This window comes from Microbacterium sp. Bi121 (genome assembly GCF_918698005.1).
GTDB lineage: Bacteria > Actinomycetota > Actinomycetes > Actinomycetales > Microbacteriaceae > Microbacterium.
Window position 1 is genome coordinate 230,733 of record NZ_CAKKLJ010000004.1, and the last position, 25,907, is coordinate 256,639.

Annotated in this window: 26 protein-coding genes; 6 read left to right on the forward strand and 20 right to left on the reverse strand. The window is 67.2% G+C overall.

The window, feature by feature from the left end:
• Positions 1 to 67: 67 nt before the first annotated feature.
• From tpiA to LQZ87_RS08255, 14 genes are all read right to left on the reverse strand, one after another.
• Positions 68 to 859 carry a triose-phosphate isomerase gene (gene tpiA / locus LQZ87_RS08190; protein WP_230102971.1) on the reverse strand — a complete coding sequence of 264 codons (792 nt, stop codon included), beginning with the start codon at positions 857 to 859 and terminating at the stop codon, positions 68 to 70.
• Positions 850 to 2,064 (reverse strand): phosphoglycerate kinase, encoded by a 1,215-nt coding sequence (locus LQZ87_RS08195; RefSeq protein WP_230102972.1) that lies wholly within the window; start codon positions 2,062 to 2,064, stop codon positions 850 to 852. Before LQZ87_RS08195 ends, tpiA begins: the two co-directional genes overlap by 10 nt.
• Positions 2,065 to 2,074: 10 nt before the next feature.
• A complete protein-coding gene (gene gap, locus LQZ87_RS08200) occupies positions 2,075 to 3,085 on the reverse strand; it encodes a type I glyceraldehyde-3-phosphate dehydrogenase (protein WP_230102973.1) in 1,011 nt (336 codons plus the stop codon).
• 91 nt (positions 3,086 to 3,176) lie between these two features.
• Entirely contained in the window at positions 3,177 to 3,803 is a 627-nt protein-coding gene (locus LQZ87_RS08205) for a superoxide dismutase (protein WP_230102974.1), read from the reverse strand.
• Positions 3,804 to 3,964: 161 nt separating this feature from the next.
• Positions 3,965 to 4,942: a DNA-binding protein WhiA gene (gene whiA / locus LQZ87_RS08210; RefSeq protein ID WP_230102975.1), complete on the reverse strand. Its 978-nt coding sequence runs from the start codon at positions 4,940 to 4,942 to the stop codon at positions 3,965 to 3,967.
• A gap of 70 nt (positions 4,943 to 5,012) precedes the next feature.
• On the reverse strand, positions 5,013 to 5,885 hold the full coding sequence (gene rapZ / locus LQZ87_RS08215) for an RNase adapter RapZ (protein WP_230102976.1): 873 nt from the start codon (positions 5,883 to 5,885) through the stop codon (positions 5,013 to 5,015).
• Positions 5,886 to 5,914: 29 nt separating this feature from the next.
• On the reverse strand, positions 5,915 to 7,816 hold the full coding sequence (uvrC, locus tag LQZ87_RS08220; protein WP_230102977.1) for an excinuclease ABC subunit UvrC: 1,902 nt from the start codon (positions 7,814 to 7,816) through the stop codon (positions 5,915 to 5,917).
• A complete protein-coding gene (uvrA, locus tag LQZ87_RS08225; protein WP_230102978.1) occupies positions 7,816 to 10,722 on the reverse strand; it encodes an excinuclease ABC subunit UvrA in 2,907 nt (968 codons plus the stop codon). The genes uvrC and uvrA overlap by 1 nt, the downstream gene beginning before the upstream one ends.
• 46 nt (positions 10,723 to 10,768) lie before the next feature.
• A complete protein-coding gene (locus tag LQZ87_RS08230; protein ID WP_230102979.1) occupies positions 10,769 to 11,302 on the reverse strand; it encodes a hypothetical protein in 534 nt (177 codons plus the stop codon).
• Positions 11,299 to 12,561, reverse strand: a complete 1,263-nt coding sequence (locus tag LQZ87_RS08235; RefSeq protein ID WP_230102980.1) for a DUF58 domain-containing protein — start codon at positions 12,559 to 12,561, stop codon at positions 11,299 to 11,301. Before LQZ87_RS08235 ends, LQZ87_RS08230 begins: the two co-directional genes overlap by 4 nt.
• Entirely contained in the window at positions 12,561 to 13,526 is a 966-nt protein-coding gene (locus LQZ87_RS08240; RefSeq protein WP_230102981.1) for a MoxR family ATPase, read from the reverse strand. The genes LQZ87_RS08235 and LQZ87_RS08240 overlap by 1 nt, the downstream gene beginning before the upstream one ends.
• Complete coding sequence (locus LQZ87_RS08245; RefSeq protein ID WP_230102982.1) at positions 13,523 to 13,993, reverse strand: hypothetical protein; 471 nt, start codon at positions 13,991 to 13,993, stop codon at positions 13,523 to 13,525. Before LQZ87_RS08245 ends, LQZ87_RS08240 begins: the two co-directional genes overlap by 4 nt.
• Positions 13,990 to 14,676 (reverse strand): DUF4129 domain-containing protein, encoded by a 687-nt coding sequence (locus LQZ87_RS08250; RefSeq protein WP_230102983.1) that lies wholly within the window; start codon positions 14,674 to 14,676, stop codon positions 13,990 to 13,992. The genes LQZ87_RS08245 and LQZ87_RS08250 overlap by 4 nt, the downstream gene beginning before the upstream one ends.
• A gap of 64 nt (positions 14,677 to 14,740) precedes the next feature.
• On the reverse strand, positions 14,741 to 15,178 hold the full coding sequence (locus LQZ87_RS08255) for a MarR family transcriptional regulator (RefSeq protein WP_230102984.1): 438 nt from the start codon (positions 15,176 to 15,178) through the stop codon (positions 14,741 to 14,743).
• 45 nt (positions 15,179 to 15,223) lie between these two features.
• Between LQZ87_RS08255 and LQZ87_RS08260 the strand changes: the two genes are divergently transcribed.
• Positions 15,224 to 15,469, forward strand: coding sequence for a hypothetical protein (locus LQZ87_RS08260; protein WP_230102985.1), 246 nt, complete (start codon positions 15,224 to 15,226; stop codon positions 15,467 to 15,469).
• A 20-nt stretch (positions 15,470 to 15,489) separates the two neighbouring features.
• Here the strand turns inward: LQZ87_RS08260 and LQZ87_RS08265 are convergent, their stop codons facing one another.
• Together LQZ87_RS08265 and uvrB are read right to left on the reverse strand one after the other, a co-directional pair.
• Positions 15,490 to 15,825: a TfoX/Sxy family protein gene (locus LQZ87_RS08265; RefSeq protein ID WP_230102986.1), complete on the reverse strand. Its 336-nt coding sequence runs from the start codon at positions 15,823 to 15,825 to the stop codon at positions 15,490 to 15,492.
• Between the two features lie 17 nt (positions 15,826 to 15,842).
• The gene (gene uvrB / locus LQZ87_RS08270) at positions 15,843 to 17,918 is read right to left on the reverse strand and encodes an excinuclease ABC subunit UvrB (RefSeq protein ID WP_230102987.1); all 2,076 of its coding nucleotides are present in this window, start codon (positions 17,916 to 17,918) and stop codon (positions 15,843 to 15,845) included.
• 102 nt (positions 17,919 to 18,020) lie between these two features.
• Between uvrB and LQZ87_RS08275 the strand changes: the two genes are divergently transcribed.
• Positions 18,021 to 18,662, forward strand: a complete 642-nt coding sequence (locus LQZ87_RS08275) for a DUF4126 domain-containing protein (protein WP_230102988.1) — start codon at positions 18,021 to 18,023, stop codon at positions 18,660 to 18,662.
• Here the strand turns inward: LQZ87_RS08275 and LQZ87_RS08280 are convergent.
• Entirely contained in the window at positions 18,610 to 19,836 is a 1,227-nt protein-coding gene (locus LQZ87_RS08280; RefSeq protein WP_230102989.1) for an MFS transporter, read from the reverse strand. The genes LQZ87_RS08275 and LQZ87_RS08280 overlap by 53 nt on opposite strands.
• Positions 19,833 to 20,432, reverse strand: coding sequence for a dephospho-CoA kinase (coaE, locus tag LQZ87_RS08285; protein WP_230102990.1), 600 nt, complete (start codon positions 20,430 to 20,432; stop codon positions 19,833 to 19,835). The genes LQZ87_RS08280 and coaE overlap by 4 nt, the downstream gene beginning before the upstream one ends.
• Positions 20,433 to 20,550: 118 nt before the next feature.
• On the opposite strand from coaE, the gene LQZ87_RS08290 reads away from it, so the two are divergent.
• The 4 genes from LQZ87_RS08290 to LQZ87_RS08305 all read left to right on the forward strand — a co-directional run bounded on the left by LQZ87_RS08290 (position 20,551) and on the right by LQZ87_RS08305 (position 23,046).
• Positions 20,551 to 21,096 carry a hypothetical protein gene (locus tag LQZ87_RS08290; protein ID WP_230102991.1) on the forward strand — a complete coding sequence of 182 codons (546 nt, stop codon included), beginning with the start codon at positions 20,551 to 20,553 and terminating at the stop codon, positions 21,094 to 21,096.
• 34 nt (positions 21,097 to 21,130) lie between these two features.
• Positions 21,131 to 21,646 (forward strand): signal peptidase I, encoded by a 516-nt coding sequence (locus LQZ87_RS08295; protein WP_230102992.1) that lies wholly within the window; start codon positions 21,131 to 21,133, stop codon positions 21,644 to 21,646.
• The gene (locus LQZ87_RS08300; protein ID WP_230102993.1) at positions 21,643 to 22,170 is read left to right on the forward strand and encodes a hypothetical protein; all 528 of its coding nucleotides are present in this window, start codon (positions 21,643 to 21,645) and stop codon (positions 22,168 to 22,170) included. The genes LQZ87_RS08295 and LQZ87_RS08300 overlap by 4 nt, the downstream gene beginning before the upstream one ends.
• A gap of 144 nt (positions 22,171 to 22,314) precedes the next feature.
• A complete protein-coding gene (locus LQZ87_RS08305) occupies positions 22,315 to 23,046 on the forward strand; it encodes a response regulator transcription factor (RefSeq protein WP_230102994.1) in 732 nt (243 codons plus the stop codon).
• A gap of 5 nt (positions 23,047 to 23,051) precedes the next feature.
• On the opposite strand, the gene LQZ87_RS08310 is transcribed toward LQZ87_RS08305, so the two are convergent.
• Together LQZ87_RS08310 and LQZ87_RS08315 are read right to left on the reverse strand one after the other, a co-directional pair.
• Positions 23,052 to 24,212, reverse strand: a complete 1,161-nt coding sequence (locus LQZ87_RS08310) for a hypothetical protein (protein WP_230102995.1) — start codon at positions 24,210 to 24,212, stop codon at positions 23,052 to 23,054.
• A complete protein-coding gene (locus tag LQZ87_RS08315) occupies positions 24,212 to 25,852 on the reverse strand; it encodes a HAMP domain-containing sensor histidine kinase (RefSeq protein ID WP_230102996.1) in 1,641 nt (546 codons plus the stop codon). Before LQZ87_RS08315 ends, LQZ87_RS08310 begins: the two co-directional genes overlap by 1 nt.
• Positions 25,853 to 25,907: the final 55 nt, after the last annotated feature.

A 25,907-nucleotide genomic window follows, 5' to 3' on the forward strand; every position in this document is an offset into this window, starting at 1 on the left:
GATTGGGCCTGGGAGTGCCCGTGAACGTCAAGTATACGGGGTGACGGGGCCGCAGCCCCGTCGCCGCTCAGACGCCGACGTGCTTCTCGAACCGGATGATCGCGGCGAAGTCGTCGACCACGAGGCTCGCCCCGCCGACCAGTGCGCCGTCCACATCGGGCTCACGCATGAAGCTGGCGATGTTCGCCGCCTTCACAGAGCCGCCGTACAGGATTCGGGTGCGCGCAGCCGCATCCTCATCCAGGGCCTTGGCCAGCACGCCGCGAAGCGCTGCGCAGACGTCCTGCGCCTGCTGCGGCGTCGCCGCCTGGCCGGAGCCGATGGCCCAGACGGGCTCGTAGGCGACGACGATGTCGGCGGATGCCGGGACGCCCTTGAGCGCCGCCTCGAGTTGACCAGCCGGAACCGCGCTCGCGCCGAACTCCTTGAGGTCCTCCGCCGTCTCGCCGACGCAGATCACCGGCACGAGACCGTTCTTGAGCGCCGCCTGGACCTTCGCCGCCACGACGTCGTCGGACTCGGCGTGGTACTCACGACGCTCCGAGTGGCCGATGATGACGTACTTCGCGTTGAGTTTCGCGAGGAACGCACCGGACACCTCACCGGTGTAGGCACCGGAATCGTGCGCAGACAGGTCCTGCGCGCCGAGCGCGAACGGGATCTTGTCAGCATCGATCAGTGTCTGCACGCTGCGGATGTCGGTGAACGGTGGGAAGACCGCCACCTCGACAGAGCCGTCCTCGTGCTTGGCGTCCTTGAGCGCCCAGTGCAGCTTCTGCACGAACGCGACCGCCTGCAGGTGATCGAGGTTCATCTTCCAGTTGCCCGCGATCAGCGGGGTACGAGCGCTTATGCCCATCCGAGCACCTCCAGGCCGGGTAGTTTCTTGCCCTCGAGGAACTCGAGGCTCGCGCCCCCGCCCGTCGAGATGTGACCGAACTGGTCATCGGTGAAGCCGAGCTGACGCACGGCAGCAGCCGAGTCGCCGCCGCCGACGACGCCGAGGCCGTCGACCTCGGTGAGCGCCTGTGCGACGGCCTTGGTCCCTGCCGCGAACGCGGGGAACTCGAAAACGCCCATCGGACCGTTCCAGAAGACGGTCTTCGAGCTGCGGATCGCATCGGCGAACGCCGCCGCGGTGTCCGGACCGATGTCGAGTCCGATTCCGGATGCGCCGAACGAGGACTGCTCGATGGCATCCGCTGCGACGATCTCGTGCGCGGCATCCGCTGAGAACGACTCGGCGACGACCACGTCCGTCGGAAGCACGATCTCGACGCCGCGCTCCGCGGCCTCGTTGAGGTATCCGCGAACGGTGTCGAGCTGGTCCTTCTCGAGCAGGCTGGATGCGACCGCGTGGCCCTGCGCTGCGAGGAACGTGAACAGCATCCCCCCGCCGACGAGGATCCGGTCGACCCGGGGCAGCAGGTGCGAGATGACGCCGAGCTTGTCGCTGACCTTCGAGCCGCCGAGGACGACCGTGTAGGGGCGCTCCGGGTTCTCGGTGAGACGGTCGAGCACGTCCAGCTCGGTCGCGATCAGAAGACCGGCGGCCGAGGGCAGGATCTCCGCCAGTTCGTAGACGCTCGCCTGCTTGCGGTGCACGACGCCGAAGCCGTCGGACACGAGAGCGTCGCCGAGCGCGGCGAGCTCGCCGGCGAATGCCCTGCGGGCGTCGTCATCCTTCGCCGTCTCCCCCGCGTTGAAACGCAGGTTCTCGATCACGACGACCTCGCCGTCGCCGAGCTCGGCGACCGCGCCGCGCGCAGACTCGCCGACCGTGTCCGATGCGAGGGCGACCGGCTGGTCGAGCAGCTCGGAAAGCCGCTTCGCGACGGGCTCGAGGCTGTACTGCGGGTCGGGTGCACCGTCGGGGCGTCCGAGGTGCGAGCAGACGACGACGCGCGCGCCGGCTTCGATGAGCGTCTTCAGAGTCGGCAACGAGGCGCGTACACGACCATCGTCCGTTATGACGCCGTCCTTCAGGGGGACGTTCAGATCACAACGGACGATGACGCGCTTGCCCTCGAGCGAACCCAGTGATTCCAGGGTGCGCAGGGTCATGACGAATATCTCAGAGACGCTCTGCGACGTACTCGGTCAGGTCGACGAGACGGTTGGAGTAGCCCCACTCGTTGTCGTACCAGCTGGAGACCTTGACCAGGTTGCCGCTGACATTGGTCAGCGTCGAGTCGAAGATCGACGAGTGCGCGTTGTGCACGATGTCGCTCGAGACGATCTGGTCCTCGTTGTACTGGAGGTAGCCGGCCAGGCGACCGTCGGCCGCTGCCTTCTTGTACGCCTCGTTGACCTCTTCGACGGTGAGGTTCTCCCGGTCGGTGACCAGGGTCAGGTCGACGATCGAGCCGGTGGGAACCGGAACGCGGTACGACGAGCCGCTGAGCTTGCCGTTGAGCTCCGGGAGCACCTCGCCGATGGCCTTGGCTGCACCCGTGGAGGCCGGGACGATGTTGATCGCGGCGGCACGCGCGCGACGCAGGTCGCCGTGCGGGCCGTCCTGCAGATTCTGGTCCGCGGTGTAGGCGTGGGCGGTCATCATGAAGCCGCGGTCGATGCCGAACGCGTCGTTGAAGACCTTGGCCAGCGGCGCGAGGCAGTTGGTGGTGCACGAGGCGTTCGAGATGATGTGGTGCGAGGCCGGGTCGTAGCTGTCCTCGTTCACACCCATCACGAAGGTCGCGTCGACGCCGGTGCCCGGTGCCGAGATGAGGACCTTCTTGGCGCCTGCATCGATGTGCTTCTTGGCGGCCTCGGCCTTGGTGAAGAAGCCGGTGGACTCGATGACGATGTCGACGCCCAGCTCGCCCCACGGGAGGCCGGCGGGGTCGCGCTCGGCGAACGCCTTGATCTGCTTGCCACCTACGGTGATGCTGTCATCGTCGTAGCTGATCTCCGCGTCGAGGACGCCTCCGACCGAGTCGTACTTCAGAAGATGCGCGAGCGTCTTGTTGTCGGTGAGGTCATTCACCGCGACGATCTCGAGGTCAGCTCCCTGCGCGAGAGCCGCGCGGAAGTAGTTGCGTCCGATACGGCCGAAGCCGTTGATGCCGATCTTGACAGACACTAAGGTCTCCCTGTTTGTCGTGCGCGATGCGCAGTTTTCTTGGCTGAGATGGCGTCCCGACGAGCGCGAGGCCCGTCGGGACGCAACCCGATTACGACAGTACCAGCAGGCCGTTCGTCTGCTTGCGGGCGACGTCGAGGCGCTGGGCGACGTTCTCCCAGTTGGCGATGTTCCACGCCGCCTTGACGTAGTCGGCCTTCACGTTGAGGTAGTCGAGGTAGAAGGCGTGCTCCCACATGTCGAGCTGGAACAGCGGAATCGTGCCCTGAGCGGTGTTCGCCTGCTGGTCGAACAGCTGCTGGATGATCAGACGCTCGCCGATCGAGTCCCAACTGAGGACCGCCCAGCCCGATCCCTGGATACCGGTGGCTGCGGCGGTGAAGTGCGCCTGGAACTTGTCGAACGATCCGAAGAACTCGTCGATCGCGGCCTTCAGCTCACCCTCCGGCTCTCCGCCGCCGTTCGGCGAGAGGTTCGTCCAGAAGATCGAGTGGTTGACGTGACCGCCGAGGTTGAACGCGAGGTCCTTCTCGAGCTTGTTGACGTTCGCGAGGTTGCCGCTCTCACGAGCCTCCGCCAGGCCGTCCAGTGCCGCGTTCGCACCGGTCACGTAGGCGGCATGGTGCTTGTCGTGGTGCAGCTCCATGATCTTGCCGCTGATGTGCGGTTCCAGCGCCGCGAAGTCGTAGGGGAGGTCGGGGAGCGTGTAGGTAGCCATGTCGCTTTCATCCAATCCGCGCCGCGCCGCGGCGCTTGTCGGTTCCTCCGCGCCACCCGAATGCGGCGCGGAGCAGACTTCTTCATCCTACTGACGACAACGCAAGTGCGGCCAAGATGCTTCCGCGGATGACGGATCGTGCTGCGAGGAAGACCCGGGATTCAGACGTCGAGGCCGGCGGGCACCGCCGACTCCGTGCCGGGGATGCCGTCCTGCTGCGCACGCTTGTCCGCCATGGCGAGCAGCCGACGGATGCGGCCGGCGACGGCATCCTTCGTCAGCGGCGGGTCCGCATGGTGTCCGAGTTCGTCGAGGCTGGCGTCGCGGTGCGAGAGTCGCAGCTCACCCGCCATGCGCAGGTGATCGGGGACGGTCTCGCCGAGGATCTCCAGGGCCCGCTCGACACGAGCGCACGCGGCGACAGCGGCCTGCGCCGAGCGGCGGAGGTTCGCGTCGTCGAAGTTGACCAGGCGGTTGACGCCGGCGCGAACCTCTCGGCGCTGGCGCATCTCCTCCCACGCGGCAGCCGTCTTCTGGGCGCCCATCTGCGCGAGGATCGAGCGGATCGCCTCTCCGTCGCGAACGACGACGCGCGGCATTCCCCTGACCTCGCGGGCCTTGGCCGCGACGCCGAGGCGGTGGGCTGCGCCGACGAGCGCCATGGCGGCCTCGGAGCTCGGGCAGGACACTTCGAGCATCGCAGAGCGACCGGGCTCGGACAGCGACCCGGCGGCGAGGAACGCACCGCGCCACAGGCCGGCGATCTCCTCCCGTGAACCGGTGGTGAGTCGGTTGGGCAGTCCGCGGACCGGACGTCGGCGCTGATCGAGCAGGCCGGTCTGGCGGGCCAGCGTCTCCCCCGCGCTGATGACGCGGACGGCGTACCGGGCTCCGTCGTGCGAGCTCGCGGACTGGACCTGGGCGATCTCGGGCCGGACACCGTAGATCTCTGCCAGGTCTCGAGCGACCCGGCGAGCCAGCAGATCCGCGTCGACTTCAGCCTCGACCGCCACGCGGCCGGCGATGGAGTGGAGTCCCCCGGCGAACCGGAGGATCGCGGTGACCTCGGCGACACGCACCGTCGGCGGTGCGTTGCGGATGCTGACGAGCTCAGCCTTGACATCGGTGGTAAGTGCCACGGGACTCCTTGGAAGCTTCGCGCGTCGATCGCGACGCAAAGAATCAGTTTACCGGCCGCGATGCCCCGGCCTACTCCCGACCGAGATCCCGGTGCCGCACGCTCACCGCGACCCCGGGGATCTTCGAGAGTCGCTTCGCGAGCTCCTCCGCCATCGCGACAGAACGGTGCTTCCCGCCGGTGCATCCGATCGCCACGGTCGAGTGCCCCTTGTTCTCGCGCTGGTATCCCTCGAGAACCGGCACCAGAGCCGTTGCGTACGCCTCGAGGAACTCGGTCGCCCCCTCCTGAGAGAGCACGTAGTCGCGCACCTGCGCGTCCTGTCCGGTGAAGCCGCGCAGGTCGTCGTTCCAGTACGGGTTGGGAAGGAACCGCATATCGGCGACGAGATCCACGTCGGTCGGGAGCCCGTACTTGAAGCCGAAGCTGAGGATGGTCAGCCGGTGTCGGGCGGCCCCCTCCTCCGAGAAGGTCTCGGAGACCTGCGTCGCCAGCTGATGGATGTTGAGCGACGACGTGTCGATGACGATGTCCGCGGCTTCGCGCACGAGCGTGAGTCGCGAACGCTCGAGTCTGATGCCGTCGAGCAGGGTGCCGTCCTCCTGCAAGGGGTGCGGCCGTCGGACCGACTCGAACCTGCGCACGAGGACATCGTCGGATGCGTCGAGGAACACCACCCGCACGCTGCCACGGGAGCGCAGCGCTCTGGCGACTTCGGGGAAGTCGTTGAACAGGTTGCGACCGCGGACGTCGACGACGGCAGCAACCTTCGGAAGAGCCCCGCCGCCGATGTCGGTGAGGTCGAGCAGCGGACGGAGCATCTGCGGCGGAAGATTGTCGACCACGTACCAGCCGAGGTCCTCGAGCGCGTTGGCGACGGTGGATCGTCCAGCACCGGACATGCCGGTGACGATGAGGAATTCGTTCTTCTCCTCGGTGGTCATCGGTACTCCCTCTTCCTGTGGAGTCCAGCCTATCCATTCACGAGGTGCGTGTGGATGCTGAGCGCCAGGGCCGGCCCGATGCCGGGGACCTCCTGGATCTGCTCTGACGTCGCCCCCTTGAGCGCGGCGACCGAGCCGAAGTGCTTCAAGAGCGCCTTGATGCGTGATGCCCCCAGCCCCGGAACCTCTTCGAGCACAGAGGAGATGTCGCGGCGGCGACGCTTGCGCTGATGTGTGATCGCGAAGCGGTGCGCCTCGTCCCGCAGTCGCTGGAGCAGGTACAGGGCCTCGCTCGTTCGCGGCAGGATGACCGGGAAGTCATCCCCCGGAATCCACACCTCCTCCAGCCGCTTGGCGATGCCGCACAGACCGATCTCGGTATGACCGGAGTCGCGCAGGGCGCGCGCGGCCGCTTCGACCTGCGGCTTGCCGCCGTCGACGAGCAGCAGCTGCGGCGGGTATGAGAACCGGGGCCGCTTTCGGGTCGTCACGACCTCGCCCTCGGCGACCGGATCCGTGACGACGGCGGGTTCCGGGTCGGCCTCCTCCGGCCGGTCGAGGTAGGCCAGTCTGCGCATGAGCACCTGGTACATCGAATCGGTGTCATCGGTGGTCTCGGCGATGTTGAACGAGCGGTACTGGTCTTTTCGCGGCAGCCCGTCTTCGAACACGACCATCGAGGCGACCACGTTCGTGCCGCCGAGGTGCGAGATGTCGAAGCACTCGATGCGCAGTGGCGCCGTCTCGAGATCGAGCGCTTCCTGCAGATCGGTCAGCGCCTGGGTGCGGGCGACGTAATCACTGGTGCGGCGGGTCTTGTGCCGGATCAGGGCCTGCTGCGCGTTGAGCGTGGCTGTGCGCATGAGCTCGGCGCGCTGTCCTCGCTGCGCGACCGCGATCTCGACTCTGCGGCCGCGTCGCTCCTGCAGCCACACCTCGAGCTCCGCCGCGTCGTCGGGGAGCGAAGGCACCAGCACCCGGCGCGGCACATCGACGCCCTCGCCGTAGGCTCGCTGCAGGACCTGGTCGACGAGGTCGGCCCCGGAGATGTCGATCTCCTTCTCGATCGTGGTCGCACGCACTCCACGGACTCGACCGCCGCGGATCGAGAAGTGCTGCACCGCTGCTGAGAGCTCATCCTCGGCGATGCCGAAGAGATCGGCATCCTCATCCGCCGGCAGCACGAGCGCGCTCTTGCCGAGGACGGCGTCGATCGACGCGAGCTGATCACGGTACTTCGCGGCGGCCTCGTAGTCCATCGCGGCCGAGGCCGAGAGCATCCGTGCCGTGAGCTCCTTGGTGAAGCGCTCGTCGCCTCCGGCCATGAACGCCACGAAATCGTCGACGATCGCCCTGTGCTCCTCGATGGTCACGGTCATCGAGCACGGCCCACCGCATTTTCCGATCTGTCCAGGGAAGCACGGGCGCCCGGTAGCCATGGCGCGCTTGTAGCTCGCATCGCTGCAGGTGCGGATCGGGAATGCCTTGATCATCAGGTCGATCGTCTCGTGCACCGCCCACACCTTCGGGTAGGGCCCGAAGTACCGTGCGCCGGGAATCTTCCTGTTGCGCGTGACGATGACCCGCGGCGCCTCGTCACCGAGCGTGATCGCCATGAACGGGTACGACTTGTCGTCCTTGTATCGGACGTTGAAGGGCGGATCGAACTCCTTGATCCACATGTACTCGAGCTGCAGGGAGTCGACGTCAGTGGGAACGACGGTCCATTCGACCGATGCCGCCGTCGTCACCATCCGCCGCGTGCGCTCGTGCAGGGTGCGCAGCGGCGCGAAGTAGTTCGACAGCCGCTGCCGGAGGCTTTTCGCCTTGCCGACGTAGAGCACTCGCCCCTGCGCATCCAGGAACCGGTAGACGCCGGGCGCGGTCGGGATCTCGCCCTGCTTCGGCTTGTACGGGAGGACGTCGGCCATCAGCTGGCCTTGCGCTTCTCTCCCGATTCCTGAGCTCCGCGCCCCTCCCCGAGGATCTCTGCGAGGAACAGCCCGGTGTGACTGTCCTCGACGCGCGCGATCTGCTCCGGGGTGCCCGTGGCGAGGATCTCTCCGCCGCCGGAGCCGCCCTCGGGGCCGAGGTCGATGACCCAGTCCGCCGACTTGATGACGTCGAGGTTGTGCTCGATGACGATCACGGTGTTGCCCTTGTCGACGAGGCCGCCCAGAACCTCGAGGAGCTTGCGGACGTCTTCGAAGTGCAGACCCGTCGTCGGCTCGTCGAGCACGTAGACGCTGCGGCCGTTGCTGCGCCGCTGGAGCTCGGTCGCGAGCTTGACGCGCTGCGCCTCGCCTCCGGAGAGCGTGGTCGCCGACTGTCCGAGACGGACGTAGCCGAGGCCGACGTCGACGAGCGTCTTCATGTAGCGGTGGATCGCCTGGATCGGTTCGAAGAACTCGGCCGCCTCTTCGATCGGCATCTCGAGCACGTCGGCGATGTTCTTGCCCTTGTAGTGCACGGCCAGCGTGTCGCGGTTGTACCGCTTGCCGTGGCAGACCTCGCAGTCGACGTACACGTCGGGCAGGAAGTTCATCTCGATCTTGATCGTGCCGTCGCCGGAGCACGCCTCGCAGCGGCCGCCCTTCACGTTGAAGCTGAAGCGACCGGGCTGATAGCCGCGCACCTTCGCCTCCGGCGTCTCGGCGAACAGCGAGCGGATCCGGTCGAACACGCCGGTGTACGTGGCCGGGTTCGACCGCGGAGTGCGGCCGATCGGCGCCTGGTCGACGTGCACGACCTTGTCGAGGTTGTCGAGCCCGGTGACACGGGTGTGCTTGCCCGCGAGGGTGCGGGCGCCGTTGAGCTTGGATGCCAGGACGCGGTAGAGGATGTCGTTCACGAGCGAAGACTTGCCTGAGCCGCTGACGCCCGTCACAGCCGTGAGCACTCCGAGGGGGAACTCGGCCGTGACGTTCTTCAGGTTGTTCTCGCGAGCGCCGACCACGGTGAGCTGACGCTTCTTGTCGATCTTGCGGCGCTTCTTCGGCGTCGGGATCGCACGACGACCGGAGAGGTAGTCGCCCGTCATGGACTCGGTATCGCCGAGCAGCGCGGAATAGGGCCCGGAGTGCACCACTCCGCCGCCGTTCACACCGGCACCGGGACCGATGTCGACGACCCAGTCGGCCGCTTCGATCGTCTCCTCATCGTGTTCGACGACGATCAGAGTGTTGCCGAGGTCGCGCAGCTTCTGCAGCGTCTCGATGAGGCGACGGTTGTCGCGCTGGTGGAGTCCGATCGAGGGCTCGTCGAGGACGTACAGGACGCCCGTGAGGCCGGACCCGATCTGCGTCGCCAGGCGGATGCGCTGCGCCTCGCCACCGGACAGGGATCCTGCGGACCGGCTGAGGTTCAGGTAGTTGAGCCCGACCTGAAGCAGGAAGTCGAGCCGGAGACGGATCTCGCGCAGCACCTGAGCGGCGATCTTCGCCTCACGGTCGCTGAGCTTGAGCTTCTCCATGAAATCGCGGGCGTCACCGAGGCTCAGATGAGAGACCTCGGCGATCGAGTGGCCGTGCACCTTGACCGCGAGAACCTCGGGCTTCAGGCGGTTGCCGTCGCACACCGGGCACGGCACCTCGCGCAGGTACTCCGCCCAGCGCGCACGCTGGTTGTCGCTCTCTGCCTGGGCGTACTGCCGCTCGATGTACGGCACGACGCCCTCGAAGCCCGATGCGTAGCGCATCTCGCGGCCGTAGCGGTTCTTCCACTTCACCGTGACCTTGTAGTTGTCACCGCGCAGCACGGCATCCTGCACGTCGACGCGCAGGTCCTTCCATGGCGTGTCGAGCGAGAACTTCAGGTCACGCGCGAGTCCTTCGAGCAGACGCTCGTAGTACTGGAACAGCCCCTTGCCCTGCGTCGTCCACGGGATGATCGCTCCCTCGCGGATCGAGAGCTCCTCGTCGGCGAGCATGAGATCGACGTCGACCGACATCCGCGTGCCCAGACCCGAGCAGGTGGGGCACGCTCCGAAGGGCGCGTTGAACGAGAACGTGCGCGGCTCGATCTCAGTGAGTGTGATCGGATGCCCGTTCGGGCAGGCGAGTTTCTCGGAGAAGGACTGCCAGGCGTCGTCGCCCTCTTCATCGACGAAGTTCACCTGCACCACGCCGCCCGCGAGTCCGAGCGCGGTCTCGACCGAATCGGTGACGCGGCTGAGGATGTCGTCGGACGCCACGAGGCGATCGACGACGACCGCGATGTCGTGCTTGTAGCTCTTCTTCAGCGTCGGCGGCTCGGAGAGCTGGATGAGGTCGCCATCGACGATCGCACGCGAGTAGCCCTTCGCACCCAGCTCGCGGAACAGGTCGACGAACTCGCCCTTCTTCTGCGAGACGATGGGGGCGACGATCTGGTACCTGGTGCGCTCGGGCAGTTCCATGAGCTGGTCAGCGATCTGCTGCACGGTCTGACGCTGGATGCGCTCACCGCACTGCGGACAGTGCGGGATGCCGATGCGCGCCCAGAGCAGGCGCATGTAGTCGTAGATCTCGGTGATCGTGCCGACGGTCGACCGCGGGTTGCGGTTCGTCGACTTCTGGTCGATGGAGACGGCGGGGCTCAGACCCTCGATGAAGTCCACATCCGGCCGATCGACCTGACCGAGGAACTGTCGTGCATACGCGCTCAGCGACTCGACGTACCGGCGCTGACCCTCGGCGAAGATCGTGTCGAAGGCGAGACTCGACTTGCCCGACCCTGACAGGCCGGTGAACACGACCAGCGAGTCGCGTGGGATGTCGATATCGACGTTCTTGAGATTGTGGACGCGGGCACCGCGAACACTGAGTTTTCCTGGGGTGGCGACGGGGACGATGGGCACCGAACAAGTCTACGAGGGGCCACAGACATTCGGGCCGAGAGGACGTTCAGGCTCGGTCGGAGCGCCGCTTCGCACGCAGCAGGAACAGCACGGCGAAGCCGGCGACGCACGCCGCGCCCACCAGGACGGACCACCCGATCGTCGCGCCACCCGACGTCTGCACGAGCATCACCGCGAACGTCAGCGGCTGTGCGATCAGCTGCACCACCAGGAGTCTGCGCAGCGTAGGGAGAAGCGCCGCGAGCACGACCGGCCCTCGCCATGGCACGAGCGGCAGCAGTGATGACAGCACGTGGATGACATGCACGACGAGCACCGCGAGCATCGTCTGCCACACGCCCGGCTCCGTCAGCAGCATCCCGATCGCCAGGCAGGCGATCGAGAGCCATCCGGCCAGCGTCTGCGGGACGAGCATCCCGAGCACCGCGAAACCGACCATCGCCACCTGCCACCAGAGCACTGGCAGGAGTTGCACAGCGGCGATCGCGGCGGTCAGCGGCAGAACGAAGTGGAGCACAGCACCGGGAAGTGCCGGGCCGGTGCGGATCCAGTCGTTCCGCTGGCCGCTCTCGGTCATCATCGTGACCTCCCTGCGGCGCTCAGAGCAATCGCCGGATCGTCGCGCCAGGAGACGACATCGACATCTGCTCCGCGCAGATCGTGCAGGACGTCCTCCCGTTCGGCGAGGACCACTCGCAGAGCGATCTGCTGCTCTCGGGTCAACCGGGCGACATCGAGGGCGGGAAGGATGTCGACTGCGACGACCCGGTGTCCGGAGGCGCGCCACATCAAGGACACATCGGACGCCGCTCCCTCGAAGAACGTGGAGAGCACGAAGATCACCGAACCGTGCGGCACCGGCGGCGTGCGGCGGAACCGCGCGTCCTCCCCTGCCGCACCCGTCGCCGCGATCGCCGCCTCCACGCGTGCCAGGTGACGGGAGCCCGCACCGCTGCGCACGGAACGACCGCCGTGGGTGAGCACGTGCAGCGCGACGCGGTCTCCCGAGCCGACAGCGGCCCTCGCGATCGAGCGCGCCGCCTGTCTCGACAGGTCGAGCGAGGTCGGGCCGCTGCGCTCGAGGTCGCCGCTCCCCCACGTGGCCGCCATCGTGGCGAGGTCGTCTGCGGTGTCCATGGCGATCACCATGGTCGTGTCGCTGAGGGTGTTCGTCCGACGCACCATGAGGTCGCCTGGTCGGCGCGCCATCCGGGCTGTGGCCCGCCAGTCGACGCGGCGCAACTCGTCGCCGGGGACGAACTGGTGGATGTCGCGGAAGTCGCCGCCCTGCCCGAGTCGACGCCCCTCGTGACTGCCGTGCATGCCGGTGAGCCGCGGTGACAGCGGCAGGTGCGGCAGCACGATGGGCGTCGGAGCGACGTTGCGGACCTGTTGGATCACCGGAGTCGGCCGGCCGAGGATCAGGCCGTCGGCTGAGACTCCTCTGGCCGAAGCCTTCACGGCCGCTAGAGGACCGGAGTGCAGCGCACGGCTGCGAGCGACGGTCGCCGAGCCGTCAGTGGGCACGAGCATCCGCCTGGTGCGCCGCTCCGCCTGAACGAGCACGAGCTCCGCGAGCTCTGCATCGCTCGTGACACGCACCTCGGTGAGCAGCATCGCGCCCTCATCTGTCGCCTGCTCTGGAGCGAGCGAGACCGTGAGCGGAACAGCATCCGACCGTCGAAACGCGGCCGCCACGCTGAGCATCGCCAACGGCAGTCCGATCGCGACGATGTCAGCACGCGAGAAGACCAACCCGGCGGCGGCGAGCGCGATCGCTCCGAAGAAGCCGATCACGACCGCGGGTGCCCAGCGTGTACGAGTGGTCGCGGTGGTCATCAGACGGGCGCACCCACGGTGGGCGGCACCGGTACCTGACCGACGACGTTCGCGACGATCTGCTCGGCGCTGACGCCCTGCGCCCAGGCCTGGGGCGTCAGCGTCAGCCGGTGCGCGAGGACGGGCACAGCGATGCGTTTGATGTCGTCGGGGCGGACGTACTCGCGACCGTCCAGCGCAGCGAGCGCACGGCCGAGCAGAAGGAGCCCGAGCGAGCCGCGCGGCGATGCGCCCACTGCGACGTTCTGCGCGTGTCGCGTGGCCGCCGCGACGTCGACGCAGTACCGCGCGATGTCGGGGTGCACGTGGATCGCCTCGACGGCCTGCTGCACCTCGACCAGGCGCGCGGCGTCGATCACGGCGGCGACGTGCGTCGCCTCCTGCTGGCGTGCCATCCGATTGAGCAGGATCTGCGTCTCGCCTGCTGCCTCCGGGTATCCGACGGACAGCCGCACCATGAAGCGGTCGAGCTGCGCCTCCGGGAGGGCGTAGGTTCCCTCGTACTCGATCGGGTTGGACGTCGCGATCACGTGGAACGGCGCGGGCAGCGGGAAGCTGTTTCCTTCGACGGTGACCTGTCGCTCTGCCATCGCCTCGAGCATCGCGGACTGCGTCTTCGGCGTCGTGCGGTTGATCTCGTCCGCCAGCAGCAGTCCGGTGAAGATCGGTCCTGGCCGGAACACGAAGTCACCGGAATCCGGGGCGTAGACGTATGAACCGGTGACGTCGCCAGGGAGCATGTCCGGCGTGCACTGGAGCCGTCGGAAGTCCAGCCCGAGCGCAGACGCCAGGCTTCGAGCCGCGAGAGTCTTCCCGAGCCCTGGGACGTCCTCGAAGAGCACGTGTCCACCCGCCAGGATCGTCGCCAGCGCGATCTCCACGGTGTCGTCCATGCCGACGACGACAGTGCGCACCGCGGCCAGGATCCGCGCTCCTGTGTCGGCGATCGTGGGGTTCTCGGTCATTGCTTCTCCTTGGTCGGCGAGAGTTCATCGATCGCGCCGAGCGCGCGTTCGATGTCCTGACGCTTGGCGCCTGCGGTCGTCAGCCGGGTCCACAGTCCGGCGCCGATCTGCGTCTCGATGAGTTCGCGGTGCGTCGGGTCATCGATGTCGAGGTCGCGACGCAACAGCCGCTGGCGCAGGATGCCGCGCACGCGCCGCTTGATCTGCTCGCCGGCCTCTCCGGTGCGGGTGTTGAGCGACCATGCCATCCGCGAGATCGCGGTGCCACGGCGTTCGGGCTCCGCGGGGATGCGAGGAGAGTCCACTCGCGGGTCCTCGGGGATCACGAGCTGAGCGCACAGCGTGAGCACCCCGGCGAGCACTCCCCACGCGATCGCGAACCCCGGCTCGACACGGATGGCCAACACCAAAACCGCGGTCGCGACGATGGCCACGACGATCGATGAGATTGTGCGGCTGCGAGTCATCTCCAGCTCTCCTCGATCGTCTGCAGCGCCGTGCGGGCCGCTGATCGGTCGTGCACCCCTGCGACGTAGTCGCCGAATCGGACGCGTTCGTAGAGTCCGAGGAGGTCGCCGGCCGCTTCTGTGATGCCGGCGCGTCGAGTGATGATCCGCAGGGCGAACTCGGACGGTGTCTCGCTCATCCCACGGGCGATCCCCGCGTCCGCCGCGCTCTCCTCCAGCCCGACCCATGCGGCGATGATCGCGTCGGTAGCGGTGGACTCGGCGTCGATCGAGCGCAGCGCGCCGTCGATCCCCCGCCTGATCGCCGGCGCGACGGCATCCGCCTCCTGGGCGGCTTCCTGAGCCGTCGACTCGAAATCGACGTCGCCACCCGCCCGGCTGCGAAGCGGTCGTTCGCGCCAGTACCTCATCAGAGCGCGAACGAGGAGGATCGCGATGAGAGCGACTGTCGCGATGACGACGATCAGGAAGATGGTGCCGATGATCGTGGTGGCGAGATCGAAGTCCTGTTCCGGCGGTGGCGATGCTGCCGGCGACCCGCTGGGCTGCGGCTCGTCGAACACGGCGCCGTCTGCGGAGAGGAAGTCGGGCGGTGTGATCACCGGGATGCCCTGAACGGATGCCGCCAGCATGACGACCACGAAGATTCCGATCAACCCGACCGCGGTCGCGACCCGCTTCATCCGAGACCCCTGGAGGAGTTCGGGCGCGCAGACGACATGCCTTCAGCCTAGGCGTCGGCGCCGATCAGACTGCGACGCGACCGGCGAATGGGGATAGCCCGTCGCGGAGTGCCGCGACCTGATCGATGTCCATGTGGACGGCCTCCATGACCTGACGCGGGACATCGATCGCGCGCTCGCGCAGGCTGGCGCCGGCCTCGGTCAGGCGGATGTCGAGTCGGCGCTCGTCTGCGCTGCTGCGCTCACGGGCGATCAGCCCCTCCTTCTCCAGGCGCTTGACGAGTGGGGATGCCGTCGCGGGGTCGAGCGCGAGGTCAGCTGCGAGATCGTTCAGCGATCGAGGTGATCTTTCCCACAGCGCGAGCATCACGAGGTACTGCGGGTGGGTGAGCCCCAGCGGCTCGAGGATCGGACGGTAGATCGCGACGACGTTGCGAGCAGCCGTGACCAGCGCGAAGCACAGTTGGTTCTCGAGCTTGAGCATGTCGTCCGTGGCAGTCACGTCTCGATTATACATAGACCACTAATCCTTAGTACACTAAGGGATATGGAGAACAGTTCAGACCGAGTGCCGCTGCGCACACGCATCCGCGAAGCGGGCGGGCTGTACCGATGGTTCAATACGAACCTCATCAGGCTCGCCGGGCCCGCAGCGGTCGGACCGTATGAAGCGACTCCTCCACCGACCGCCGCTCAGCGCGCGGAACGCGCCTGCCCCCTGTGCGGGCGGCCGATGACGGAGCATGAGATCGACCGGAGCGGGCCGAAGCCGCTCATGCACTGCCCGGCCTGACGCGCCGCTCGACAGCTGACCTACTCGGCCGTCTCTGCGGCACTCTCGCGCGCCGCGTCCACCCAGAACATCAACGACTCGTCGTCTTCGATCGCGGTCGACTCGACGTCCAGCCAGCTCGGCCCCATCGTCTTCGCCCCCATCACGGCGATGGCGACGCCGGGTTCGGTGAGCAGAGCCGTGCCCTTCTCTTCGGTGACCCGCACGAGCAGCACACCCTCGTTGCGCGTGCCGACGAGGATCCGACCGTTCAACAGGAACGCACGGGTGCCGAACATCCGTTTCTCCTCGAGCCCGGGCTCGGACATCAGAAGAGCACGAACACGGTCTGCGAGTTCGGTGGCGGCAGCATCCATGGTCGATTCCCTCTTGCTCAAGCGTGGCCCGCGCGCTCCATCGCGCGAAGCTCTTTCTTCAGGTCCTGAACCTCGTCCCTGAGGCGCCCCGCGAGCTCGAACTTGAGCTCGGATGCGGCTGCGAGCATCTGCGTTGAGAGGTCTTCGATCATCGACTCGAGCTGCTGCGCGCCCTCGGCTGCAAGCCCCTCACGACGCAGCTGCGGTGTCGGACTCTTGCCCCTCCCGGACTTCGTCTTGCCCTTGCCGCGCAGCATCTCCTGCGTATCGGACGCCTCGCGCGCGAGCACGTCGGTGATGTCGGCGATGCGCTTGCGGAGCGGCTGCGGGTCGATGCCGTTCTCCTTGTTGTACGCGACCTGCTTCTCACGACGTCGGTCGGTCTCCTCGATCGCCTTCGCCATCGAGTCGGTCATGTTGTCGGCGTACATGTGCACCTGGCCCGACACGTTTCGCGCCGCGCGCCCGATGGTCTGAATGAGCGACGTGCCTGACCGCAGGAAGCCTTCCTTATCGGCATCCAGGATCGCGACCAGCGACACCTCGGGCAGGTCGAGCCCCTCACGGAGGAGGTTGATGCCGACCAGCACGTCGTACACGCCCTGTCGCAGCTCGCTGAGCAGCTCGACACGGCGCAAGGTGTCGACGTCGGAGTGCAGGTATCGCACCCGGACGCCGTGCTCACCGAGGAAGTCGGTCAGCTCTTCGGCCATCTTCTTCGTCAGCGTCGTCACGAGCACGCGCTCGTCCTTCTCGACGCGGATCCGGATCTCCTCGAGCAGGTCGTCGATCTGGCCCTTCGACGGCTTGACGATGATCTCGGGGTCGACGAGGCCCGTCGGACGGATGATCTGCTCGACCACGCCGTCGGCGATGCCCATCTCGTATTTGCCCGGAGTCGCCGAGAGGTAGACGGTCTGGCCGATGCGGTTCTTGAATTCGTCGAAGCGCAGCGGACGGTTGTCCATCGCGCTCGGCAGGCGGAATCCGTGGTCGACGAGGGTGCGCTTTCGCGACGCGTCGCCTTCGTACATCGCGCCGATCTGCGGCACGGTGACGTGCGATTCGTCGATCACGAGCAGGAAGTCATCGGGGAAGAAGTCCAGCAGCGTGTGGGGAGGCTCACCGGGTGCGCGGCCGTCGAGGTGGCGGGAGTAGTTCTCGATGCCGGAGCAGAACCCGAGCTGCTGCAGCATCTCGAGGTCGAAGGTGGTGCGCATGCGCAGCCGCTGCGCCTCGAGGAGCTTGCCCTGCCGCTCGAACTCGGCCAGCCGTTCAGCGAGCTCCGTCTCGATCGTGCCGATGGCACGCTGCACCACATCCGTACCCGCCACGTAGTGCGATGCGGGGAAGATCGGCACGGCGTCGAGCTTCTCGATGACGTCGCCGGTGAGCGGATGCAGGGAGTAGAGCCCTTCGATCTCGTCACCGAACAGCTCGATGCGGATCGCGTGCTCTTCGTAGACGGGGATGATCTCGATCGTGTCGCCGCGCACGCGGAAGTTGCCGCGCGAGAAGTCGACGTCGTTGCGGTTGTACTGCATCGCGATGAACTGCCGGATCAGGGCGTCGCGGTCGTAGCGCTCCCCCACCTGCAGGGCCACCATCGCCCGAAGGTACTCCTCCGGCGCGCCGAGGCCGTAGATGCACGACACGGTCGAGACCACGACGACGTCGCGGCGGCTGAGCAGCGAGTTGGTCGTGGAGTGCCGCAGCCGCTCGACCTCGGCGTTGATCGACGAGTCCTTCTCGATGAAGGTGTCCGTCTGCGGGACGTAGGCCTCTGGCTGGTAGTAGTCGTAGTACGAGACGAAGTACTCGACGGCGTTGTTCGGCATGAGCTCGCGGAACTCGTTGGCCAGCTGAGCGGCGAGCGTCTTGTTGTGCGCCATGACGAGAGTCGGACGCTGCACCTGCTCGATGAGCCATGCTGTCGTCGCGGACTTGCCGGTACCGGTGGCGCCGAGCAGTACGACGTCGGTCTCGCCGGCGTTGATGCGCGCTGCGAGGTCGGCGATCGCCTGCGGCTGGTCGCCGGCAGGCATGTACTCGCTGATCACCTCGAACGGCCGGACACTGCGAGTGGTTTGCATGATTCCAGCGTAAGCGCCACCACCGACACTGCGGCGGGCTCAGCGCATCGCACTCGGCCGGTGCGCATGGTCGGCGGCGGTTCGCGGATCTAGAGTGGCGGCATGATCGAGTTCCTGATCGGCTCCAGCCTCGCGGCATCCGCCGGCCTCAACGCCTGGATGCCGCTGTTCCTGCTCGGCCTCGCCGACCGATTCCTCCCCGCGGTGAACCTGCCGGCCGGCTGGTCGTGGATCGGGAGCGACATCGCGCTGTGGATCCTCGGTGCGCTCCTCGCGCTGGAGATCGTCGCCGATAAGATCCCCGCCCTCGACTCGATCAACGACGTCGTCCAGAGCGTGCTGCGGCCGGCATCAGGCGGCATCGTCTTCGGCGCAGGTGCGAGTGCCGAGACCGTCGCGGTCGATGACCCCTCGGCGTTCTTCTCGCAGAACACCTGGGTGCCGATCGTGACCGGAATCGTCATCGCACTCGTCGTGCACGTGACGAAGGCGACCGGCCGTCTCGCCGCGAACACCGTCACCGGCGGCCTGGCCGCACCGGTCCTGAGCACTGCTGAGGACGGCGCGTCGTTCCTGCTCGCAGCTCTGGCGATCATCGTGCCCGTGCTGGCGGGTCTCCTGCTGATCGGGCTGATCGTCGCCGTGATCATGCTGTTCCGACGTCGCAGCCGCAAGCGCAGGGACGTGGACGTCAGGGACGTCCGCCGGTACGAGCAGCCGGGCGCAGCACCGTCATCGCGATGACCACCGCCAGCCCGGCCATCGCGAGCACCGTCAGCAGGAACCAGTTCCACCCGACCGTGCCGAAGACGATGCCGAGTGCCCAGCCGAACAGGCTCGACCCCGCGTAGTACGCGAAGTAGTAGAGCGACGGCGCCTGCGCTCGACTGTCCGCATCCGCGAGCACCGGCGCCCAGCTCGAGGAGATCGCGTGCGCACCGAAAAAGCCGCCGGTGAAGATCACCAGGCCCGCCAGGATCACGATCGGCTGCGGGACGAGCATCAGGGCGGCCCCGGCGCCGAAGACGCCGATCGCGGTGAGCAGCACGCGTCGTCGCCCGAATCGGGATGCCAGCGAACCCGCCCAGGGCGATGACACTGTGCCGGCGAGGTAGGCGAGGAACAGCAGCGTCACCAACCACACGGGCAGGAGGAACGGCGGGCCGATCAGGTGGAAACCGAGATAGTTGTACACGGCGACGAAGGCTCCCATGAGCAGGAACCCCTGACCGTAGAGCGCCAGCAGCTGCGGCGCGCGCAGCGCGCGGGCCAGGCGCGTCAGCATCCCCGGGCCGGCATCCGCACGATGCCGGCCCGGGATGAACCGACGCGCGCGCGGCGCCAGCCACAGGAACCCTGCTGCGGCGATCGCACAGAGCACGGTGACGAGCCCCGCGCCGAGCCGCCAGTCGAAGGCCTCGCCGAGCGGGCCGGCTATCAGGCGACCGGAGAGCCCGCCGACCGTGGTTCCGGCCGTGTAGCTGCCCGCGGCCGCAGCGACGTATCGGATGTGCACCTCTTCGCTGAGGTACGCCAACGCGACGGCCGGAACGGCGCCGAGCGCGAGCCCCTCCGCGAGGCGCAGCGCCAGCAGCATCTCGATCCCTCCGCTGAACGGTGCCGCGAGACCGAGGGCCGTCGCGCTGATGATGCCGATCGCCATCGCCGGGATCCGGCCGATCCGATCTGCGACCATCGACCAGGGCACGACTGCTGTCGCGATGCCGAGCGTCGCCGCCGACACGGTCAAGGCCGCGGTCGCCGGCGGAACGCCGAGATCCGTGCTCACCTCGGGCAGCACGGCTTGCAGCGAGTACAGCTGTGCGAACGTCGCCACTCCGGCGAAGAAAAGTCCCGCGATGAGTCGTCGGTACGAGCTCGAACCGGGAACGTGGCCGGCGAAGTCCGGCGCGCTCACTCTGCCGCGAGCTGGTTCCAGACGGCGTCCGTCTGCTCGATCGTGTGCTCGAGAGTGCCGGACGTGTCGATCACGATGTCGGCGATCGCAAGGCGCTTCTCGTCGGGAACCTGGGCGTCGATGCGCGCCTGGGCGGCGTCAGGCGCCATCCCGCGCAGCTCTACGAGCCTGCGCAGCCGCTCCTCGGCGGGGGCGTGCGCGACGACGATCGTGTCCCACGGGTCGTCGACCCGAGCCTCGACGAGCAGAGGCACGTCGTACACGACGACGGCCCCGGCATCCTCCACGAAGGCCGCGTCGAAGCGCCGAGCGGATTCCGCGCGGACGGCCGGGTGGACGATCGCGTTGAGCCGCTTCAGGGCTTCGGCGTCTCCGAACACCCGATCGCCGAGCGAGGCGCGATCGAGGGAACCGTCGGCGGCGACGATCCCGTCACCGAACGCGGAGGCGATCTCCGCCAGCACCGGCGAGCCTGGCTGCTGCACATCGCGCACGATCTGATCCGCGTCCACGACGATCGCGCCGCGCTCCTGAAGTCGACGGGCGATCGTGGACTTCCCGGAGGCGATGCCGCCGGTCAGGGCGATGAGGGGCATGCGTCCCAGTCTGCCACGAGCCCGGTCGGCACCCGTCGTCGAAAACCTGAGGGAAACCTTGCACACCGTTGACGTGGATCTGCGGGCCGGCTGAGGTCGTGTTCCTACTGTCTAAGACATGACAACGAACACCTCCCAGAACGTGCCCACCAAGGAGCGCCGCAAGCGCCACCCTCTCGTCGCCTTCGGCCTTGCGGCTCTCGCAGTCGGCGGAGTCGGTGCAGCGATCACCAGCGCCGCCTGGACGGACAACACCCTGTTCGCCGCTCCCGCCGCCGCAGCGACCTTCGACCTGCAGGGATCGCTGGACGGGAAGACGTGGACGCAGTCGGGCAACGCCGACGCGATCGAGCTGACCATTCCGACCAGCCAGCTCGCCAACCTGCTGCCCGGCCAGACCCGCACGCTCGACCTCTGGGTACGCAACGAGAGCTCTGTGAACGCTGCACTCACGTCGCAGGTGGCCTTCGCATCGAACTCGACCTTCACGACGAAGCCCACGGTTGCGGTCTCGGGTCTGGTCGCCTCCCTCACCCCCACCGGCGGCACTGGTGCACAGGACCAGTTCCAGCTCACCGTGACCACACCATCGGACTGGGCGCCTGTCAATCAGGGCAAGTCCGGCACCGTCGTCGTCACGATCTCGGCGACCGCCACCTCCTGACATTTCACCCCCTTCACGACGAGGAACATCGATCATGCAGATCCTGCGACGCATCTCCCTCATCGCCCTCTGGGCGCTGGCCGCTGCCGGCGTGGCCTGCGGGCTGGTCTGGGGAGCGACGGCTCTCGGAATGATCAAGCCGCTCATCGTGATCTCCGGATCGATGGAGCCCGGGATCATGACCGGCGATCTCATCGTCGATACCCGCGTCGCGGCAGAGGATCTCGTCGCAGGCGATGTCGTCAGCCTGCCGAGCGAGCTGACCGGCGACCTTGTCACCCACCGGATCGAAGCGATCGCTCCGAATGGCGTCGGCGGCTACACGGTGACGATGAAGGGGGACAACAACGAGTACTCCGACGCACTCGATTACACGATTTCTGGGGAAGTGTGGCGGCCGGCCCTGCAGTTGTCAGGGTGGGGCACGGCCGCCATGCGCATGACGACACCGGCAGTCGCACTGCCGCTTCTCGCGGGCCTCCTCGGACTGCTCGGTCTCAGCCTGCTGACGCCCCCGAGCGGCCCCCGTCGGACGCCGGCGCTCGCGTGAAACGACTGCTCTCGGTGCTGGCGCTCGTTACTGCACTGATGTTCGGCGCGGGCACGGTTGCCGCCCCTGGGGGACTCAGCCTCTTCGACGACACCTCGGCGGCCTGGGTCGATCACACGCATGCCTCAGCCGTGATCACGGCGGGAACGTGGACGAGCACGACCACGAACGGGTGCACCGCTTACGGCCAGGATGGCAAGGTACTGCCGGGCTGCGCGGTGAGCGGCATCACCTACCTCGGCTGGGGCGAAGCGGGGAAGCAGACCAGGAACTACTACATCAACTTCCAGACTCCGAGCGGCACACGCTCCGTCGCGTTCGACGTCGACCTCAACACGGCGACAGGGAAAGGAACATCGTGGTCGTGGAAGAACGCCTCCGTTCTTGCGGGAGCGCAGTTCACGCCGCGGGACGGCTGGACATGCGGGCAGCTCCCTCGCGTACGCGGAACCGGAGCGGACTGGCAGGTGACAACGATCTTCTTCCAAGTCGCGGAAGCCGGCACCGCATCCCGGTGCTCGTGATACGGCATCGGGGCTACAGTGCCGGGTGAGGATTTCCGGCGCATCTTCTGCGATATCATCGCCGAAGCTCCGCTTGCACCGACGCGCCACGCACCGGCCACGAAGGCCGAGGGCACTGGGGCGGAGAGTGAGGAGTCGCCGCACATGAGTGTCGCCGTCGTCATCGAGGATGAGCCGGACATCCGCCTCCTCCTGACCGACATCCTCGAACAAGCGGGTTTCACCGTGCATGCGATCGGGACCGGCATCGAAGGCGTCGAACTCGTGCGCGACCATGACCCCGTGATCACGACTCTGGACGTGAGCATGCCGGGCATGGATGGCTTCGAGACAGCGAAGCGCATCCGCGCGTTCAGCTCGACCTATCTCCTCATGCTCACTGCCCGATCCGAGGAGATCGACGCTCTCCTGGGGCTGCAGTCGGGTGCCGACGACTACATCACCAAGCCGTTCCGTCCTCGGGAGGTACGCGCGCGGGTCGAAGCGATGCTCCGTCGTCCTCGTGCCTTGCAGAGCGACGCCGCTGAACCCGCGGCGAGCCGCGTGGATCGCGAGATCGGCATCGAGCACCGCGGTCTGCGGGTGCAGCCCGAGATGCGCATCGTCGAGAAGGACGGCGCGATGTTGGAGCTCACACGCAGCGAGTTCGACATCCTGGTCGAGCTCCTTCAGTCAGCCGGGCGCGTGGTCAGCAAAGCGCAGCTGGCGCTCGTCGTCCGCGGCGAACGCGGAATGGCGAGCGACTTCATCAGCGAGCACGACACACGGGCGATCGAGGTCCACGTGGCCAACCTGCGACGCAAACTGGGTGAGTCTCCCGCCGATCCTCGGTGGATCGAAACGGTGCGCGGGATCGGATACCGCCGCACAGCCTGAGACCGTCAGCGCGCGACGACGATGCTCGTGTCGTCGCTGATCGCAGCCTCCGATGCGGCGGCTCGAGCAGCTTCGATGAGAGAGCTCGCGTCGCTGTGGGCCCGATCGCTCAAGGCGATCCCGACGCCGAGCACCGGGATCACGCTGGCCTCCACGCCATTGAGCTCGTCGTAGATCGCCCGGTGCAGGCCAGCCGCGAGTCTTCTGGCGTCGGCCTCCGACTCGACGACGGCGCTGAGCACGAGCCCCCCGGCCCCGTCGTCGCCGATCCACGTCTGCGTCGGCGCGTGCAGACGCACCGCGTCATGCCAGGCGGTACGCACGCTCTCGGCCTCGCTGGCGCCGAACGCGGTCGACATCATGGGGAGGTCATCGATTCTCGTCGAGATCACGGCCACCAGCTCATCGCGCGAACTGCCCCGTTCGACGGCGTCAGCGAGGAAGCGCTCGAACCAGATCGGCTCGAGGACGCCTGTGAACGTGACGCGCGGGTTGGCCAGCGTGCGCCGGCCACGAAGCCCCGCACGCTCGGCCCGCAGAACGGAGGCTGTGACGACCACGACGATCGTGAGGACGATCGTGAGGATGCTCGTGGGAACCGTGCCCCACCAGACGGTGAAGGTCTCGCTCTCAGGACCGGTGAACAGCAGTACGAACAACCGCGCGAGGTAGTACAGGGACTCGATCCCGAACACGACCGTGAGCGCGGCGGCAGTCTTGATGCCGGCAAGGGAGCCGCGGGCGATCTCCCACGCGGCCGCGCCGGGCAGCAGGAACAGCCCGAAGAACATGACTTCCGCACCGGCCCACCCGCCGCCGTCAGGTCCTCGAACGACGACCGCCGCCCCCGCAGCGAGCGTGATGACGACGACAACGGCCTCTGCCCAGCCGACGCGCCGGTTGCTGAACCGCCGGCAGCCCAGCCACATGAACCCCGCACTGGCGACGAAAGCGGCGTTACCCACCGCCACTGCGCCCCACGTCTGCGGAGCGAACGCCCACACCGCGTATGCGACGGCGGCGAGAATGCCCGAGACGAAGGCGATCGACCAGGTCCGGCCGACGGCATCGTCCTCTCGAAGCACCGTCTCCACGATGAACAGGATTCCGGCCGTGACCACGACGACTGCCGTCATCACGGAGACAGTCGCGATCTCGAGTTCCATCAGCTGCGTCTCCCCTTCTCGAACAATGGCAGGCGGATCAGGAACGTCGATCCGCCGCCCAGTTCGGATTGCACAGTGATCTCGCCACCGTGTGCTCTCACGATGTCGCGGCTGATCGACAATCCGAGGCCGCTTCCATGCGTGGTGGTGTTGCGAACGGCGTCGGCTCGGAAGAAGCGCTCGAACAGCCGCGGAAGTTCCTCGGCCGAAATGCCGGTGCCATAGTCGCGCACCACGATCCAGGCGTGGTCGACATCGGCGGTCACACCGACCTCCACGCGTCCCTGGTCGACGTTGTACTTGACGGCGTTTCCGATGACGTTGTCGACCACCTGACGGATGCGGAGCGGGTCCACGTATGCGGTGACGGCCTCGACTCCCGCGTCCTCGAGGGTGATCTGCCGTTCCATCGCGCGCGGGATGATCGCCTCGATGCTCGCGCGAATGATCTCGTCGAGCTTCACGTACTCGGGCGTGAATGAAAGCTGCACCCCGCCGTGGTGGTCGACGGACACGGCGAGAAGATCCGCGATGATGTCCAGGAGCCTGGATGCATTGCGTTCGGCGACCTCCAGGCCGCGCCGCGAACTCGGCGACAGGTCGCCGGCGTCCAGAACGAGCTCGAGGTAGCCGAGGATCGCGGTCAACGGCGTACGCAGTTCGTGCGACACGGAAGCCACGAGATCCTCGCGCGCACGCAGCGCCATCACCTCGGCCGTCACATCACGCGAGACGAAGATGCCGCCGACGCGTTCTCCTGTCGCGTTCTCGAGCGCTCGGGATGTCGCGCTGAGGGCACGGCGCCCCTTTCCGGGTCTGCCGTACCAGACGAGATCGCCATCGAAGGTCTCACCTCGGCGTGCGCGCGCAAGCGGTGTCTCCTCGACGCTCAACTCAGTCAGCCCGTCTTCAGCGTATGCCGCTTGCTCCCCTCCACCGGTCGCGATCATTCGCTGCATCCGCGCATGTGCCTCGTTGCGAACGGATTCCTCTCCGCTCGCCCCCAGACGGATGACGCCGAAATCGACCGCGTCGAGGACTTCGGTGACCATATCCTCCTGGCGACGTGACCGTTCGACGGCTCGTGCGAGCAGACGGGCCTGAGCATCGAGGAGCGAGCGCTGCGCCGAAGCACGCTTGGCCGCCACATAAGACGTGGTGGAAACGGCGATGATCATCATCGGGATGAGGATGACCACGGGAGTCAACGACTGCGCAGGGTCCAGCGCCACGGTCAGCCAATAGACGCCGTTTGCCAGGATGTTCACGACGACGAGCCCGAGCAGGCCGAAGGCTCCGGCTATCCACATCGCGGGGAAGATCCACAGCAGCGAGAACCCCGCCGAAGGGTTCGATTCCCTCAGGATGGCGATCGCGAAAATGTCCGAGATCGGAAGAAGCGCGCTCCACAGCGCGTGTACGCGGTTCCAAGGAACGGCCAGGGCGACACCAGTGATGACGGCGACCAGGAGCATCCCGCCTATGAGGGCCTCGACGACGGCGATCGCCCCCATCGAGAAGGCGATCAATGCCGAGAACAGCGACACGACGCCCAGGAGGAGCTGGTTGAGGACGACGGTACGTTCTCGCGTGCGATCGGCACGCATGCTGCGCCACCTGGGAATCGTGCCGTTCGACATGGTGACCAGGCTAGCGCCTGACATCCGCCGTCCCCCGGCTTGGCCGCGGCGCCAA